The organism is Microbacterium sp. NPDC078814, assembly GCF_040702645.1.
GTDB lineage: Bacteria > Actinomycetota > Actinomycetes > Actinomycetales > Microbacteriaceae > Microbacterium.
On record NZ_JBFBLT010000001.1, the window covers coordinates 442,194 to 456,964 of the forward strand.

A 14,771-nucleotide genomic window follows, 5' to 3' on the forward strand; every position below is an offset into this window, starting at 1 on the left:
GCGCGGATTTCCGGGGTGTCATTCCCCCTCGTCGCGCTCCCACGGCCATCGCGGCTGCGCCGACTTCGTGCGGCGCAGGGCGATCCCGCCCCAGGCGGCCACCGCCGCCGCGGCGAGGAGCACGAGACTCGCGCCGCCGCGGACGAGATCTCCGGCGACGGCCGTGGCCACGACCACGTCGCTCGTCGCGACGAGCACGGCGAACCAGACGGTGGCCAGGTGCACGAGGGCCGTGAGCAGCGCGATCACGGGAGCGGAGCCGAAGGAGGCGTGTCCCCGCCGCACCGTCGCCCACAGGACCAGTGCGAACACCACGACCGCCGCGACCATGCCGGACACCCCGGGGATCTGCCCGAGGCCCGGTGCATCGATGATGTCCCGGTCGGTGGCGACGCTGAGCGCACCCAGGCCGAAGACGGCGAGGGCGAAGAAGGCGATGGTGGCCATCACTGCCGCGAGGACAGCCGAAACCCCCGCGGACTCGGGCCCGCGGGGGTTCGGCGTGGTGGTGTTCGTGATTACCTCGACAGGGTGGGACCGGCCTCGAGGGTGCGCTCGTACTCGCGCTGCGCCTCCTCGTTCAGCTCGGTCTTGCGGGCGCCGCTGCGGGCCACCCAGGCGCCGAACCAGATCGTGAGCTCGCGGGCGAACACGAAGGCCGCGATCGCCAGCGGTGCCAGCAGCTGCTCCCCCGCGAGTTCGAGGCCCTGCGACGCCGTGAGCTTCCAGAACGGCGCCTCGAAGAGCTGCCCCAGGATGTGTCCGGCGTAGGCGATGAGTCCGACCACGATGCCGAACACCACCCACAGGCCCCAGCGGCCACGGTTGATGATCGCTCCGAGGAGCCAGAAGCCGAGGAAGAACACGACCACCGGCGTCCAGAAGCCCCAGGTGAGCAGCGGGGCCACGAGCGCCTCGCCGATGTTCTCCCCGTTCACGTCGCCGGCGAGAGCGCCGAGGCCGAGGACGGTCGCGAGGTAGAGCAGCGCGAAGGCGACGGTGGCGAGCAGGCCGATGGCCCCGGCGGTGCCGCGGTTGCCGCGCTCGCGCGGCGGCTCCGGCGCCTGCACGAAGATCGGCTGCGGCTGCTGAGGCTGCGGCGCGGCGGCAGCGGCACCGTTCGTGAGCGGCTCGGAGGGCACGATCCGGGTGTCGGTGTCGTCGGCATGGGAGGCGTAGGCGGCGCCTGCCATGGCCGACTCCTCGTGCGCGCGGGGGGCCGAGGTGTCGTACAGCGAGGTCTCCGGCGTCGCGTACAGCGACGTCTCGGGGGTCGCGTCGCGTCGCTCGTCACCGAAGCGGTCGGCGCCGGGACGGTCGCCCTCCGTGCGGCTCGGTGCCGGTGCGGCGGAGGCGAAGGTGCCGGGGTGCTCCCGCTCGGCGGCCTCGAACGCGGCGAGATCGGGGTCGACCGCGGGCTCCTGCCGCGCTGCGGCCTGGTCGGCCGGCGTCTCCGCAGACGCCGGCGTCGCGCCTTCGGCACGCGAGCGGTCGACGTCGTCCGCGCCGCCGGGAACATCTCCGCGGGCTGCCGCTGCGGCGTCGAGACCGGCGTTCGCGCTGCCGACGACGTCGTCGACGTCGTTCGACTTCTCGGGCTGACGAGCCTCGGGATCACTCATGGGATGCGCCTCTCATCGGGGATGTGCAGTGCGAGATTACCGCCGCGCGTCCCGGCGCTTCCGGAGGCGTGCCGTCGTGTCGCCATACGCGTCGCCGCGCGGGTTCCGCGGCTCAGGGGAAAGTGCTGCGGAGCGCGTCGCCGGCGAACTGCGCGAGGATCGGGAGCATCGGCAGTGAGAGCCAGACCAGAGCGCCGACGATCCCGGCGCACACGATGCCGGCGAACCAGCTCATCCCGAGGTTCCGACCACCCACCCGTGCCATGGTCCCACCGTAGGCCCGCGCCCCCGCCCGGGCCGTGAGCAACGCCGCGACGCGGCGGCCTCGGTCAGCGGACGCCGCGGCCGCGCATCCGCCACAGCAGCCAGAGCCCGGAGGCCGGGACCAGCAGGAACCCCAGCAGCAGGAGCAGGTGCCACTCCCCGAAGGACGGGACGAGCGGGTTCACCACGTCCGACACCGCGTCGCCGTCGGTCGAGCTGCCGGAGGCCGACCCCGTCGAGAACCCCGTCATGGTCGAGGTGATCAGGAAGGACAGCCCCGTGGCCGCGAAGGGCACGAGGATCGCGAGCGCCTTCTCCCAGGTCCGCCACATCGCACTGAGGCTCACGAGCACCGCGCCCACGAACCAGCCGACGACCGGCACCACGATCCCGCCGAAGCTCAGGGTGAGCGCGGCCGCGATCGCGAAGCCCCGCGTCGCCGTCGTCGGCGTGCGAGGTGCCGACGGAGCGGGCGCGGGCGCAGGGAACACGACGGGCGGCACCGTCGGCACCTCGTCCCCCGCTTCACGGGCGATCCCTCGGGGATCCCCCAGCCTGTCGATCCGTTCCGCGGTCGCCTCCGCGTCGAGCCCGTCGAGCTCCTCCGCGATCCCGCCGCGGATGTCCGACGCGACACCGTGCGGGAGGCCGCGCATCGCCTCGTCCAGCCGGGCCAGGTAGTCGTCACGCAGCTCGGCTGCGGTCTTCTCGGTCATGGTCATCCTTCCCCCACCATGCCCGTGACGGCACGGGCGAACGGCGCCCACTGCGCCCGGAAGCGCGCGAGCTGATCGATACCGGCATCCGTGAGCCGGTAGTACTTGCGCGCCGGACCGCTCTCGGACGGCCGGTCGAACGTCGTCACCCAGCCGTTGTCCCGCAACCGCCCGAGCAGCGGGTAGAGGGTGCCGATGCTGGCGATCAGCCCGGCGCCGGTGAGTGCCTCCGACAGCTGCCAGCCGTACATGGGCTCGCGCGAGAGCAGGCCGAGCACGCAGTACTCCACCACTCCCTTGCGCATCTGCGCCCCGGCGTCCGCTGTCATGCCTCACAAGGTAGCATGTGACGCACGCTAGCGCTGCCCGATGCGTCGATCAGCCCTTGGTCGCCCCCGCGGTGAGACCGCCGACGATGTACTTCTGCAGGAAGAGGAAGAGCACCATCACCGGGATCGCCGCCATGACCGCGCCGGCGGAGAAGGCCGACCAGTCGGCGTAGCGAGGGTTCGCCACGAGCTTGGTCAGACCGACGACGAGGGTCTGCTGATCCACGTCGACGAGCATGACGCTGGCGATCACGTACTCGTTCACCGTGCCGATGAAGGAGAGCAGACCGACGACCGCGAGGATCGGGGCGACCAGGCGGAGGATGATCGTGAAGAAGATCCGCGCGTGCCCGGCGCCGTCGATGCGGGCGGCCTCGTCGATCTCCTTCGGGATCGTGTTGAAGAAGCCGTACATCAGGTAGGTGTTCACGCCAAGCGCGCCGCCGAGATAGACGAGGATCAGGCCGGTGTGCGTGTTGAGGCCGATCGCCGGGAACCAGTCCCCCAGCGTCGACATCAGCAGGAAGATCGCGACCACCGCGAGGAGCTGCGGGAACATCTGCACCACGACGATGGTGACGAGCCCCACGCGACGGCCCGCGAAGCGCATGCGGGAGAAGGCATATGCCGCACAGGCGCCGATGAAGACGGTGACCGCGCCCGTCACGACCGCGATGAGCAGCGTGTTCAGGAACCACGTCCCGTACGGGTTCTGCGGATCGCTGAGGATGCGCACGTAGCTGTCGATCCCTATCGCCGAGAAGAGCTGGTTCGACCCGGTGAGCGTGCCCTTCGGGTTGAGCGAGGCCGACACGACGTACAGGAGCGGGAAGAGGGCGAAGGCGCTCACCACGATGGCGACGAGGTGACGCCATCCGGTGTCGGCGAACCAGGCGCCGAACGAACGACGCGGCGGAGCGGTGCGCGGGGCGGTGGCGGTGCTGGGGACGGTGCTCATGTCAGTTCAGCTCCTCGAGGGCCTTGGTCTTGCGGAAGCTGATGATCGAGATCGTCGCGACCACGACGAAGATCAGGATCGTGAAGGCGGAGGCGAGACCGTAGTCGCGGGTCTGACCGGTGAAGGCCACCTTGTAGACCATCGAGATGAGGATGTCCGTGTGGCCGACGGGGATCGACACGTCGCTGAAGCGCGGGCCGCCCTTGGTCAGCATGTAGATCAGGTTGAAGTTGTTGAAGTTGAACGCGAACGACGAGATCAGCAGCGGCGCCACGGTCACCAGCAGCAGCGGCAGCTTGATGCGGCGGAAGATCTGCCACGCGTTCGCGCCGTCCATGACGGCGGCCTCGTTCACGTCGTCCGGGATGCCCTGCAGCGCGCCCATGCAGACGAGGAACATGTACGGGAAGCCGAGCCAGAGGTTCACCAGCAGCACGGACACCTTCGCCAGCACCGGATCGGTGAGCCACGGGATGGCCGCGCCACCGAACAGCACCTGGTTGATGAACCCGAAGCTCTCGTTCATCATCCCGGCCCAGACGAGCGCGGAGAGGAACGCGGGGAAGGCGTACGGGAGGATGAGGATGATCCGGTAGCCGTTGCGGAAGCGCATGCGCGTGTTGTTGAAGACGAGCGCGAGCAGCAGGCCGAGGAAGAAGGTCGTCGCGACGGAAACCAGCGCGAAGACGAAGGTCCAGACGGTGACGGAGATGAGCGGTCCGCGGATGGACTCGTCGGTCACCGCGCGGACGAAGTTGTCGAAGCCGACCGTGGTCTGCCAGCCGGGCAGCAGCTGCTCGCCGTCCTCCGCGGTGAACGCACCGTCGCCGGTATCGCTGTAGACCGTGCCGGTCGCGGTGTCCGTGATCGTGTCGGCAGCGGCGTCGTAGGTCAGCGTCGAGACGTACAGGTAGCCGTTCTGCCCGTCGGGTGCACGGAGGCTGCCGTCGTTGGGGTCGTCGCTGAACGGGACGGAGAGCTGCTCCAGCTCCTCCGACAGGGTGAAGACGGTGGCGAGCGGAAGCGTGGTCCACCCGTCGACGGCGACGGCCTTGCCACCCTCGAACTCCGCATCGACCTCGGCGAGAGGCTGCTCCGCCGTGCCGAGGAGCGCATCCCCGTCGTCGGGATCCGTGACGAGGAGGCCGTAGGTGCCGAACTGCTCGACCACCGTGACGGGATACGTCGGGGAGTCCTCGACGCGCTCCTGCGCGGAGGCGAGCAGCGACGAGATCGCCTGCTCCTTGCTCCCGTTGTGACCGGTGCCGTAGTTCGTGAAGCCGATGTAGCCGGTGTAGAGGAGCGTGAAGACCTGGAACAGGACCAGGAAGATGATGCCGGGGGTGAGGTACTTCGCCGCGATGCGCTTGCGGGAGAAGTAGATGTAGTTGACGACGACCGTCACCGCGACGACGAGGCCGAGCACCAGCCACTCGCGCTGCACGAGCAGCACGAACACGGCGTAGACGGCGATCGCGTCCACGATCGCCAGCAACAGGATCTTGAGCAGCATCCACCCGATCGGTCGGGAGGCCGCCTCGGCGATCTTCGCCGCCTGGCGCTGCCGAGGCGTGAGGGGCGCGGTGCGCTCTTCGGTGTCTGTCATGTCGTCCTCGTCATGGTCCTGCCGGGGCGGGCTGGGTGGCCCGCCCCGGCAGGGTCGTCATCTTGTCGGCCGTTACTCGATCGCGGCGGTCACGTCGTCGACGAGCTTCTGCCACGTCGCCTGCGGGTCCTCGCCGTTGATGATGGCGGCCTCGGCCACGCCCCAGAACTGCCAGACAGCGCCCATGGCGGGGATCGCCGGCATGGGGACCGCGTCGGCGCCGACGGACTGGAAGCCGGCGATGATCGGGTCGGACGCCGCGGTGTCGGCGGCAGCGGTGAGGGCCGGGAGAACGTTGCCGGCCTTGAACAGCTCCAGCTGCACGTCCTCCGTGCCGAGGTAGTTGACGAGGAAGTCGTTGGCCGCGACCTTGTTCTTCGACTCGGCGCTCACGAAGAAGCCCTTGACGCCGGCGAACGGCGAGGCCGTCTCCCCCGTCGGGCTCGGGATCGGGTCGATCTCGACGTTGATGCCCGCCTCGGTGGCCGCGCCCACGTTCCACGGGCCGGTCAGCCAGAAGGCGGCGGTGCCGTCGAGGAACTGCTGCTTGGCGATCTCACCGTCGATGTCGGTGTTCAGCGTGCCGGCCGCGCCCTGCGCCCCCAGCCAGTCGGCGAAGGCGAAGCCGCCCTCGCTGCCGAGCTGCAGGTCGGTCGGGTCGTAGCTGCCGCTGTCGTCGGTGCCGAAGACCGGAGCGCCGAACGCGGTCTGGAACGGGTACAGGTGGTACGGGTTGCCCTCGGCGCCCTGCTCCACCACGAAGGTGCCCTTCGAGACCATGTCGTCGAAGCTCGTCGCGGGCTCGGGGACGAGGTCGGCGTTGCGCAGGACCGCGATGTTCTCGACCGCGTACGGGAGCATGTAGACGGTGCCCTCATAGGTCGCCGCCTGGAGCGCGACGGGGAGGTAGTCCTCGGAGCTGTCGCCGAGCTCGATCGGCGCGACGACACCGTTGGTCGAGAGCTCGCCGAGCCAGTCGTGAGCGCCCATGACCACGTCGGGGCCCTTGCCGGTCGGGACCTGCTGGATGAAGTCGTCCTTCATGTCGTCGACGGACTTCCCCACCAGCTTGACCGTGACACCGGTCTTCTCCTGGTACGCGTCCGCCGCGCCCTGCAGCGCGTCGACCCGCTCGGCGTCGACCCAGACGGTCAGCGTGCCGCCGCTGTCCCCACCGGAGGAAGAGTCGTCGCCGCCGGAGCCGGTCGAGCAGCCGGCGAGCGTCAGAGCCGAAACGATGGCGATGGCGCCCGCGGCGACCATGCCCCTCTTGTTCACCTTCATTGGTGTGTGCCTCTCTCAGTGCTGAGCGCCTGCAAGACTGCAAGCGCTTACAGTATGCATCGTTTCGAAAGGCGATCACAATCCGCAACCGCGTCGATATCAACCCGTGATCGGCCCGGCGCCCGGCGCGAGGCATGAAAACGCTTCCATATCGGCCGGAGGCGGAAGCGTCAGCGTGCGACGTCACCGCCCGCACGATGCGGCGCATCGCGAATGACGCGGTCGATCCAGTCACGACGCGGCAAGGCGGCGATGGCCCCTCGGGGGAACCAGCCCAGTTCGACGATCTCGCCCCTGTCCGGTGCCGGGTCGCTGAGCAGTTCGCACTCGTAGGCGACTGTGACGTAGCCGACCTGGTCGCCGTTCGGAGAGGTCACCGCCATCGGGTCGCCACCGTACGCGCCGATCAGTCCTGTGATCCGGAGACGCGCTCCCGGGGTGCCGCGCCCACGGGACTTTCCGCACAGCCGCGGATACAGTTGAGGCATGGCTGACAGTTCCTTTGACATCGTCTCGAAAGTGGATCGCCAGGAGGCCGAGAACGCCCTGAACCAGGCGCGCAAAGAGGTGGAGCAGCGCTACGACTTCAAGGGGACCGGTGCTTCGATCGCCTGGAGCGGCGAGCAGATCCTCATCACCGCGAACACCGAGGAGCGCGCGAACGCCGTCCTCGACGTGTTCCAGTCCAAGCTCATCAAGCGCGGCATCTCCCTGAAGAGCCTCGACTCGGGCGAGCCCTTCGCCAGCGGCAAGGAGTTCCGCATCATGTCGAGCCTGAAGGACGGCATCTCCTCCGAGAACGCGAAGAAGATCGGCAAGATCATCCGCGACGAGGGCCCCAAGGGCGTGAAGAGCCAGATCCAGGGCGACGAGCTGCGCGTACAGTCCAAGAGCCGCGACGACCTCCAGGCCGTGATCGCTCTCCTCAAGGGCAGCGACCTCGACATCGATCTGCAGTTCATCAACTACCGCTGACGCCACTCGCGTCGGAGGCCAGGGCTCGGGAGTCATCCCGGGCCCTTTCTTTTCCCCGGTCAACGCATACCGAGATATCGGTGTTCTTCGTCGAGACTGGAAGCGGTCGTGACTCGTCACGACTCCGACGCCATCCCCGCCCGACACCCGATCGCCGCGGTGGATGCGCTTCGAGGATGCCACGCCGGCTCAGGGGAGGGAGCGGCGCGGGCCCCCGGAGCTCGCGTCGGCCTGGGGTCTGCCGACGTCGCACGCCGACCGGTCCCGGGTTCATGACAGGCCTCCCCGCCCGCTGCGCGCCCCCCACGCGGATCGGCCCCCCGAGGAGGCATGACGGCAATCCTGCGGCCGTCGCTCCCCTCATCGCCCGGGAGCGGACGTCGGTCGCAGACCGAGAACCACTGGGGGCTGGGCCATGGCGCAGATCGAGTCGAAGAGCATCGGAGAGAACAAGCAGCTGCTGGCGGATGAGGTGTTCCACCACATCGGGCGGCTGATCACGGAGGGAGAGTTCGCCGAGGGCGACCGGATCCGGGACGTCGACGTGGCGGACGAGCTCCACGTCTCGCGGACGCCGGTGCGCGAAGCACTGCAGCGCTTGGAGCGACTGGGACTGGTGACGATGTACCCGAGCCGGTACACGGAGGTGACGATGGTCACGCCGCAGGTGGTGGCCGAGTCGCTGGAGTTCGCCGGCTACCAGGGAGGCATCACGGCCCGGATGGCGGTGCCGCGACTCAGCGCGGTCCAGCGCGAGCGGGTGCAGGAGCTCATCGCTCGAATGCACGACTCGCTCACCGACGGCGCGTCCACGGCACGGGCGCGATGGGCGGTCTTCGCCTACCTCGCCGACCACAGCGGGAACCGTCAGCACCGGATGCTCATCGACGATGTCGCCGTCGCGGTGACCCGGAACCTGCGCGCCTGGGTGGTGCGCCCCGGCGATCGCGAGCGGATGCGACAGGTGTATGCCGACTTCGCCGAAGCGGTGCGCACCGGCGACGGCGACGAGGCGGAGCGCCTTGCGCGCGCGATGTACTACGTCTGAGCGGCGCGCCAGCCGACGACCCAGCGGTGCAGGCGACGATACGCGTCCTCGCGGGCTTCATGTCGGGACAGGAAGACGTCGTGCAGGGCGCCGTCGATCCGTTCGACGGTCACGGAGGAGCCGAGCCGCAGGGCCGCGCGGGCGATGTCGTCGACGACGAGCACGGAGTCGGCGGAGGTGAGCTCATCCGACCACCGGGTCGGCGGCACGAACCGCTTCGACAGAAGGACGCAGACCGGCGCCGCGATGTCCAGACCCGCGGCGACGGCCTTGTGCCCGGTCAGGATCGCGTTGAGCCACCCGGCGTACACGGCCATCGTCTGCACGGGACGCCACGCGGTGTTGACCTCCATCGGGTCGTCCGGGTCGGCCACCTCCTGCTGCGCCCGCGTGTAGTAGCCGAGGTCGACCTGCGGCGCGACGTCGAGCGGCCGGATCCGCGCTTGGAACTCGACCATCGGGGCGATCGCGGCGCGCACGGGGGCGAACTGGAACTCGAGCCAGGGGCTGTTCAGGATGAGGGCATCGGCCGCGCCGGGATGCCGGGCCGCCCACAGGCTCAGCGTCAGCCCTCCGGTCGAGTGTCCGAGCAGGATCAGGCGTCGCCCGCTCTCCTCGCCGCCCTCGCCGCGCCCCATCGCGTCCAGGGCCGCGGCGATGTCCTCGTCGTAGGTGGACAGGTCGGTGATGTAGCCCGGGGTCTGGCCCTCGCGCAGACTGCGCCCGTACTTGCGCAGGTCGAGAGCGAAGAAGCGGGCACCACGAGCGGTCCAGAATCGGGCCAACCGCTTCTGGAAGAAGTAGTCCGACCACCCGTGGATGTAGAGCACGTCCACGCCCTCGAGCAGCGGGCGACGGCGCCGAGCGCGCTCCCACCACGGGACCGGAGCCGGCAGCGCGCGCACGAGGGTGGCCACCACCGGGCCCTGCTCGTCACTGCCGAGGTCGAGGGTGAGCTGGGCGAACTCGTCTCCGAGCACATCCGGGATCCACTCGGCCATGCGTCCTCCCCCTCGTGCCCAGGCTAGCCCACGGCCGTCATTCGCCGCCGGGGCGGGCCACGGAGAAATCGTCCGCGATGGCGGCGCCGATCGGGGCGAGGTCGTCGATCCCTGACCCTTCGAACGTGGTCAGACGCAGCCAGTCCTGCCCCACCCGGAGGTCGAGCACCGACCGGCCGAGCTCGTCGAAGCCGGTCACGGCGGCGTCCGCGCCCTCGACGTCGACGGTGTCCTCGCCTTCCAGCCGGTCGAAGGCCCAGGCACCGCCGGGAAGCGTGGTGAGGGTGAGGTAGCCCTGTGCCGCGTACTCGTCCTCGGCCGAGGCGTAGTAGCAGATCCGCGAGCCGTTGCGCTCCTGGTACACCTCGGCCGGGATGGACCAGCCGCCGAACGCGTCGACGACGTGCACCTCGGCGCCGACCCGCTCCGCGAGCTCGGTGGCGGTGAGGAAGCGCGTGCAGTCGACCCCGGCGACGGCGCTCTCCGGGACCTCCACGGGCTGCAGCGAGGCGGCGGCGGTCGCGGCGAGCCCGCGCAGCGCCTCCTCGAGCGACGCGGTGTCGTCCGGTCCGCGCTCCGGGTCGACGACCGTGGCCGAGAGGAGCACGTCGCCGTCGACGATCTGGAAGAAGCAGTACCCGCCGCCTTCGCAGCGCGCCTCCTCACCGAAGTATCCGCCGCGGGACTCCGCCCCCGTCGTGACCTCGTCCGCGTCCGGGAGGATCGTGACCTCCCAGTTGCGCTCCGCCGTCCCCGCCGAACAGGCGATCCCGCCGGCCCGCTGGAACATGTGCTGCGCCGGTCCGGGGTACCAGCTCGGGGAGGACCAGACCCCGAGGACCTCGGCGACGTCGCCGCCGGCCTCGCCGAGCGCACTCGACATGGCCGCGTCGACATCGGCGCAGTCCACGTCGAAGGCGGGCGTCGGCGCCTCGGCCCCCGGTGTCGGCGCGGTCGTGACCGCGGCCGACGGCGTCCTGGTCGGCTTCACCTCGGGTTCGGGCGCACAACCGGACAGCAGGAGCACGGCCACGGCGCCGAGGGCCAGGAGTGCACGAGGTCGCATGGCCTCAGCCTAGGGGCGCGGGGACCCGGCGCCGGGAGCACGCCCCGGCGCCGAGACGACTCACTCGCCGCGGGAGACGCGCACCATCTCCTCGCGCGGGACGACCTTCACGCGCGCCCGCTCCTGGGGCGCGCCGAGGCTGATCTCGTGCTCGTCGAGGCGGTGCCAGCCGTCCAGGTCGGTCCAGGCGACGCCGCGCTCGGCGAGCAGTGCCGGGATGGCCTCCTCGGACGGGTCTTCCGGGTGCCACCACGAGCCCTGGTCGTTGATCAGGTGACGGACGGTCTCCATGGCGTCGGACTTCGTGTGGCCGATGAGGCCGACCGGGCCGCGCTTGATCCAGCCGGTCGCGTACACGCCGGGGACGCGGTCGTTGGAGTCCTTCGCGAGCACCTGGCCCTCGTGGTTCGGGATGACGCCGTGCTTCTTGTCGAAGGGGACGCCCGGCAGCGGCGAGCCGAAGTAGCCGATCGCGCGATACAGCGCCTGCACGGGTACCTCACGCAGCTCTCCGGTGCCGACCGCACCACCCTGACCGTCCGGCTGGGTGCGCTCGTACACGAGAGCCGCGACACGGCCGTTCTCGTCGGTGCGCACCTCGACCGGGCGCGCCCAGAAGTGCAGGTGCAGACGGCGCGAGGCGGTGCCGCCGGCGTTGTTGACGGAGTCGCGCTTGCGCCACGACTGCAGGATGCGGTCGATGACCATGACCTGCTTGTTGCTCGCGACCGCGTCCTTCGAGGCCTCGTCGTAGTCGAAGTCCTCGTCGTAGACGACCATGTCGACGTCGCGGAGCTCCCCCAGCTCGCGGAGCTCCAGCGGCGTGAACTTCACCTGGGCCGGGCCCCGGCGGCCGAACACGTGCACATCCGTGACGGCGCTCGCCTTGAGTCCCTCGTACACGTTCTCGGGGACCTCGGTGACGAGGAGGTCCTCCGCGTGCTTCGCGAGCATGCGGGAGACGTCGAGGGCGACGTTGCCGTTGCCGAGGACCGCCACCGACGCGGCGTCCAGCGGCCACTCGCGCGGCACGTCGGGGTGTCCGTCGAACCAGCTCACGTAGTCGGCGGCGCCGTAGGAGCCCACCGCGTCGATGCCGGGGATGTCCAGCGACGTGTCACGGATCGCCCCGGTGGCGAAGATGACCGCGTTGTAGTGCTTCTTGAGGTCGTCGAGCGTGATGTCCTCGCCGAACCGAACGTTGCCGAAGAGGCGGATGTCGCCACGGTCGAGCACGTCGCGCAGGGCGGTGATGATGCCCTTGATGCGGGGGTGGTCGGGGGCGACGCCGTACCGGACGAGCCCGTAGGGGGCGGGGAGCTGCTCGAACAGGTCGATGGACACGTCGAACTTGCGCTCGGCCTTCAACAGGATGTCCGCGGCGTAGATGCCTGCAGGGCCGGCGCCGACGATGGCCAGTCTCAGCTTGGTCATGGAGGTCCTTTCGTGTGCCGTCGCGGCGGACACCCGGGCCCGGGGCCCGCGCGGTGTCAGCTGGAGCGCTCGGCGAGGGTCTCGGCGAATCGGGTGAGCGCTTCGCGCACGGTGCCGCGCGGAAGGGCGGTGAGGGCGTCGATCGCCTCCTGCGTCCATGCGTGCGCGAGCTCGAGGGTCTTCTGGGTGACGACGTGGTCGCGGAGCTCGTCCAGCGGTCCGTCGAGGATGGCGGGGTCGGCACCGTCGGCGATGAGGGCCACGCCGTCGTCGATACGGGCGGCGAGATCGGCCGCCGCCGCATCCCCTTCCGCCTTGAGCAGCAGATACGGCATAGTCGGCACGCCCGCGCGCAGGTCGGTGCCGGGAACCTTGCCGGTCTCCTCGGGCTTGGCCGACAGGTCGATCACGTCGTCGAGGAGCTGGAAGGCGACGCCGATCTTCTCGCCGTAGACACGCAGCGGCTCCTCGTACTCCGCCGGGGCGTTCGAGAAGATCACGCCGCCCTGGGTGGCCGCCGCGATCAGCGAACCGGTCTTGTCCGCGAGCACCTGGATGTAGAACGCGATCGGGTCGTCGTCCGGCTGCGGACCGAGGGTCTCGTGCATCTGCCCGAGGACGAGGCGCTCGAACGTGTCGGCCTGGAGCCGGATGGCGCGCTCGCCGAGCCGCGACATCAGCTGGCTGGCGCGCGAGAAGAGGATGTCGCCGGTGAGGATGGCGATGTTGTTGCCCCACACCGTCTGCGCGGCCGGGACACCGCGGCGGCGGTCGGCGCCGTCCATGACGTCGTCGTGGTAGAGCGAGCCGAGGTGGGTGATCTCCAACGCCTTCGCGACGTCGATCACCTCTCGGGTGTTGCCGTCGCCGAGCTGGGCCGCGAGCAGCGTGAGGACGGGGCGGATGCGCTTGCCGCCGGCCTCGTACAGATAGCGGCTGGCGGCGTCGGCGAGGGGGTCGGCGACACGCACGTCGTCCGCGAGCCCGGTCTCGACCAGCTCCAGTCCGTCTTCGATGGTGCGGGCGATGCGACGCGCGGCGGGACCGACGAAGACGCGATCGCTGAAGCCGAGACGGCTCGCGAGTCGCGAACCCGGGGCGCTGGGGCTCGAAGTCACGCTCCCAGCCTACCTGCGTCGGGTGCCGCCGTTCGCGCCGTGCTCACGCGGGCTTGCGCGCCCGGTGCAGGGCCACGATGCCGAAGGTGAGGTTGCGGTAGGCGACATCCTGCCAGCCGGCCTCCCTGATCCATTCGGACAGCCGCTTCTGGTCGGGCCAGTCGCGGATCGACTCGTTCAGATAGTCGTAGGCGTCGCCGTTCGTTCCGGCGACCCGGGCCACGCGCGGGAGCACCTGCGCGTTGTAGAACCGGTAGGCCCCGCGGAACAGCTTCCCCGGAGGCGTGGAGAACTCGTTGATGACGAGGCGGCCGCCCGGCTTGGTCACCCGGTAGAGCTCGCGCAGCGCCTTCTTCGGGTCGTTCACGTTGCGCAGCGCGTACGACATCGTCACCGCGTCGAACTCCTCGTCCGCGAACGGCAGGGCGGTGGCATCCGCCTGCACGAAGGAGAGGTTGCGCATCGCTCCATGGCGACGCTGCCCCTCGGCGAGCATGCCGGGCGAGAAGTCCGCCGCGACGACCTGCGCGCCGCTGCGGGCGAGGGAGGCGGAGGAGGATGCCGTGCCCGCTCCGAGATCGAGGATGCGCTCCCCCGGCTTCGGGGCGACGGCGCGGGTGGTCGCGGCCCGCCACAGCGCGTCGTTGCCGAACGTCATCGCGGTGTTCGTGCGGTCATACCCGGCGGCGACCTGGTCGAACATGCCGCTGACGCGGGCGGGGTCCTTGCCGAGATCGGCGCGGTTCTTGTCGTTCGCGGTCACGCGTCCAGTCTAGGCGCGAGGTCCAGCGCTTCGAGTCGGTCCAGCCAGGGATCGGCCGTGGCGTCGTCGAACGGCGCCGTGCGTTCCCTGACCCTCGTCTCGAGGTCGAGCGCCAGCTCCTCCAGATGCCGCATGACGGGGGCCGGGTAGCCGTAGCGGGCGCTGTGCTCCGCCCACTCGTCGCGGTCGTCGACCCAGGTGCCGCGCTCGCCCTCCACACGGACGACGTCGAGGTCCATGTCGATGCCCGTCGCGAGCAGCGGGTCGTCCGACCACCGCACGTCCCACCCGAGATCGATGTAGACACGCATCCCCCGGGGGTGCCGGCGATTGACGGTGAGCGCGAAGTCGGCGCTCGGCGGGACAAGGGTGACGTTCGGCGTGGCCGCGTGGAACTCCGCCCCCGGGCGGGCGCTGTGCCAGCCGGTGGGCTGCCCCATCCAGTCGCCCCACCGGTCGGCACCGAGGTACACGCACTCGTGGCGCCAGTGCGGCGACCCGTCCCACTTGCGCCACTGGAAGATCATCTCGGCACCGGCTGCGGGACGCGCATCGCTCATCCGCCCACCCTACGTCCGCGGAATAGG

At 70.2% G+C, this 14,771-nt stretch carries 17 protein-coding genes; 2 read left to right on the plus strand and 15 right to left on the minus strand.

Going from position 1 to position 14,771, the window contains the following annotated elements; translation table 11 throughout:
* Positions 1–18 precede the first annotated feature (18 nt).
* From AB0300_RS02305 to AB0300_RS02345, 9 genes are all read right to left on the minus strand, one after another.
* Complete coding sequence (locus tag AB0300_RS02305) at positions 19–447, minus strand: hypothetical protein (RefSeq protein ID WP_238695598.1); 429 nt, start codon at positions 445–447, stop codon at positions 19–21.
* 71 nt (positions 448–518) lie between these two features.
* Positions 519–1,622, minus strand: coding sequence for an ABC transporter (locus AB0300_RS02310; protein WP_366215369.1), 1,104 nt, complete (start codon positions 1,620–1,622; stop codon positions 519–521).
* Positions 1,623–1,734: 112 nt separating this feature from the next.
* Positions 1,735–1,887 carry a hypothetical protein gene (locus AB0300_RS02315; protein WP_164498161.1) on the minus strand — a complete coding sequence of 51 codons (153 nt, stop codon included), beginning with the start codon at positions 1,885–1,887 and terminating at the stop codon, positions 1,735–1,737.
* A 64-nt stretch (positions 1,888–1,951) separates the two neighbouring features.
* The gene (locus tag AB0300_RS02320; RefSeq protein ID WP_085606386.1) at positions 1,952–2,602 is read right to left on the minus strand and encodes a hypothetical protein; all 651 of its coding nucleotides are present in this window, start codon (positions 2,600–2,602) and stop codon (positions 1,952–1,954) included.
* 2 nt (positions 2,603–2,604) lie between these two features.
* Positions 2,605–2,931, minus strand: a complete 327-nt coding sequence (locus tag AB0300_RS02325) for a PadR family transcriptional regulator (protein WP_062765234.1) — start codon at positions 2,929–2,931, stop codon at positions 2,605–2,607.
* A gap of 49 nt (positions 2,932–2,980) precedes the next feature.
* A complete protein-coding gene (locus tag AB0300_RS02330; RefSeq protein ID WP_062765238.1) occupies positions 2,981–3,889 on the minus strand; it encodes a sugar ABC transporter permease in 909 nt (302 codons plus the stop codon).
* 1 nt (position 3,890) lies between these two features.
* On the minus strand, positions 3,891–5,495 hold the full coding sequence (gene malF, locus AB0300_RS02335; protein ID WP_366215370.1) for a maltose ABC transporter permease MalF: 1,605 nt from the start codon (positions 5,493–5,495) through the stop codon (positions 3,891–3,893).
* Between the two features lie 72 nt (positions 5,496–5,567).
* On the minus strand, positions 5,568–6,779 hold the full coding sequence (locus tag AB0300_RS02340; protein ID WP_062765244.1) for a maltose ABC transporter substrate-binding protein: 1,212 nt from the start codon (positions 6,777–6,779) through the stop codon (positions 5,568–5,570).
* Between the two features lie 170 nt (positions 6,780–6,949).
* Positions 6,950–7,162 carry a hypothetical protein gene (locus AB0300_RS02345; RefSeq protein ID WP_217316514.1) on the minus strand — a complete coding sequence of 71 codons (213 nt, stop codon included), beginning with the start codon at positions 7,160–7,162 and terminating at the stop codon, positions 6,950–6,952.
* A 103-nt stretch (positions 7,163–7,265) separates the two neighbouring features.
* Between AB0300_RS02345 and AB0300_RS02350 the strand changes: the two genes are divergently transcribed.
* Both AB0300_RS02350 and AB0300_RS02355 read left to right on the plus strand, forming a co-directional pair.
* Positions 7,266–7,754 carry a YajQ family cyclic di-GMP-binding protein gene (locus AB0300_RS02350; RefSeq protein WP_062765250.1) on the plus strand — a complete coding sequence of 163 codons (489 nt, stop codon included), beginning with the start codon at positions 7,266–7,268 and terminating at the stop codon, positions 7,752–7,754.
* Between the two features lie 415 nt (positions 7,755–8,169).
* Positions 8,170–8,802, plus strand: a complete 633-nt coding sequence (locus AB0300_RS02355) for a GntR family transcriptional regulator (protein WP_217316515.1) — start codon at positions 8,170–8,172, stop codon at positions 8,800–8,802.
* Here AB0300_RS02355 and AB0300_RS02360 read toward each other — a convergent pair.
* Genes AB0300_RS02360 through AB0300_RS02385 form a run of 6 tightly spaced genes read right to left on the minus strand, consistent with a single transcriptional unit; the run spans position 8,793 to position 14,744 of the window.
* Entirely contained in the window at positions 8,793–9,803 is a 1,011-nt protein-coding gene (locus AB0300_RS02360) for an alpha/beta hydrolase (protein WP_338566666.1), read from the minus strand. The two genes, AB0300_RS02355 and AB0300_RS02360, sit on opposite strands and share 10 nt — an antisense overlap.
* A gap of 37 nt (positions 9,804–9,840) precedes the next feature.
* On the minus strand, positions 9,841–10,869 hold the full coding sequence (locus AB0300_RS02365) for a hypothetical protein (protein ID WP_366215371.1): 1,029 nt from the start codon (positions 10,867–10,869) through the stop codon (positions 9,841–9,843).
* A 60-nt stretch (positions 10,870–10,929) separates the two neighbouring features.
* A complete protein-coding gene (locus AB0300_RS02370; RefSeq protein ID WP_062632898.1) occupies positions 10,930–12,303 on the minus strand; it encodes an FAD-dependent oxidoreductase in 1,374 nt (457 codons plus the stop codon).
* Positions 12,304–12,359: 56 nt separating this feature from the next.
* Positions 12,360–13,421, minus strand: a complete 1,062-nt coding sequence (locus tag AB0300_RS02375) for a polyprenyl synthetase family protein (protein ID WP_303708837.1) — start codon at positions 13,419–13,421, stop codon at positions 12,360–12,362.
* Positions 13,422–13,464: 43 nt separating this feature from the next.
* Positions 13,465–14,184, minus strand: a complete 720-nt coding sequence (locus AB0300_RS02380) for a class I SAM-dependent methyltransferase (RefSeq protein ID WP_062765270.1) — start codon at positions 14,182–14,184, stop codon at positions 13,465–13,467.
* On the minus strand, positions 14,181–14,744 hold the full coding sequence (locus AB0300_RS02385; RefSeq protein ID WP_085606400.1) for a DUF402 domain-containing protein: 564 nt from the start codon (positions 14,742–14,744) through the stop codon (positions 14,181–14,183). The genes AB0300_RS02380 and AB0300_RS02385 overlap by 4 nt, the downstream gene beginning before the upstream one ends.
* Positions 14,745–14,771: the final 27 nt, after the last annotated feature.

Excerpts from the sequence above, each read along its gene's own strand:
- AB0300_RS02305 (WP_238695598.1), bottom strand. The coding sequence starts at position 447 with ATGGCCACCATCGCCTTCTTCGCCCTCGCCGTCTTCGGCCTGGGTGCG.
- AB0300_RS02310 (WP_366215369.1), bottom strand. The coding sequence starts at position 1,622 with ATGAGTGATCCCGAGGCTCGTCAGCCCGAGAAGTCGAACGACGTCGAC.
- AB0300_RS02315 (WP_164498161.1), bottom strand. The coding sequence starts at position 1,887 with ATGGCACGGGTGGGTGGTCGGAACCTCGGGATGAGCTGGTTCGCCGGC.
- AB0300_RS02320 (WP_085606386.1), bottom strand. The coding sequence starts at position 2,602 with ATGACCGAGAAGACCGCAGCCGAGCTGCGTGACGACTACCTGGCCCGG.
- AB0300_RS02325 (WP_062765234.1), bottom strand. The coding sequence starts at position 2,931 with ATGACAGCGGACGCCGGGGCGCAGATGCGCAAGGGAGTGGTGGAGTAC.
- AB0300_RS02330 (WP_062765238.1), bottom strand. The coding sequence starts at position 3,889 with ATGAGCACCGTCCCCAGCACCGCCACCGCCCCGCGCACCGCTCCGCCG.
- malF (WP_366215370.1), bottom strand. The coding sequence starts at position 5,495 with ATGACAGACACCGAAGAGCGCACCGCGCCCCTCACGCCTCGGCAGCGC.
- AB0300_RS02340 (WP_062765244.1), bottom strand. The coding sequence starts at position 6,779 with ATGAAGGTGAACAAGAGGGGCATGGTCGCCGCGGGCGCCATCGCCATC.
- AB0300_RS02345 (WP_217316514.1), bottom strand. The coding sequence starts at position 7,162 with ATGGCGGTGACCTCTCCGAACGGCGACCAGGTCGGCTACGTCACAGTC.
- AB0300_RS02350 (WP_062765250.1), top strand. The coding sequence starts at position 7,266 with ATGGCTGACAGTTCCTTTGACATCGTCTCGAAAGTGGATCGCCAGGAG.
- AB0300_RS02355 (WP_217316515.1), top strand. The coding sequence starts at position 8,170 with ATGGCGCAGATCGAGTCGAAGAGCATCGGAGAGAACAAGCAGCTGCTG.
- AB0300_RS02360 (WP_338566666.1), bottom strand. The coding sequence starts at position 9,803 with ATGGCCGAGTGGATCCCGGATGTGCTCGGAGACGAGTTCGCCCAGCTC.
- AB0300_RS02365 (WP_366215371.1), bottom strand. The coding sequence starts at position 10,869 with ATGCGACCTCGTGCACTCCTGGCCCTCGGCGCCGTGGCCGTGCTCCTG.
- AB0300_RS02370 (WP_062632898.1), bottom strand. The coding sequence starts at position 12,303 with ATGACCAAGCTGAGACTGGCCATCGTCGGCGCCGGCCCTGCAGGCATC.
- AB0300_RS02385 (WP_085606400.1), bottom strand. The coding sequence starts at position 14,744 with ATGAGCGATGCGCGTCCCGCAGCCGGTGCCGAGATGATCTTCCAGTGG.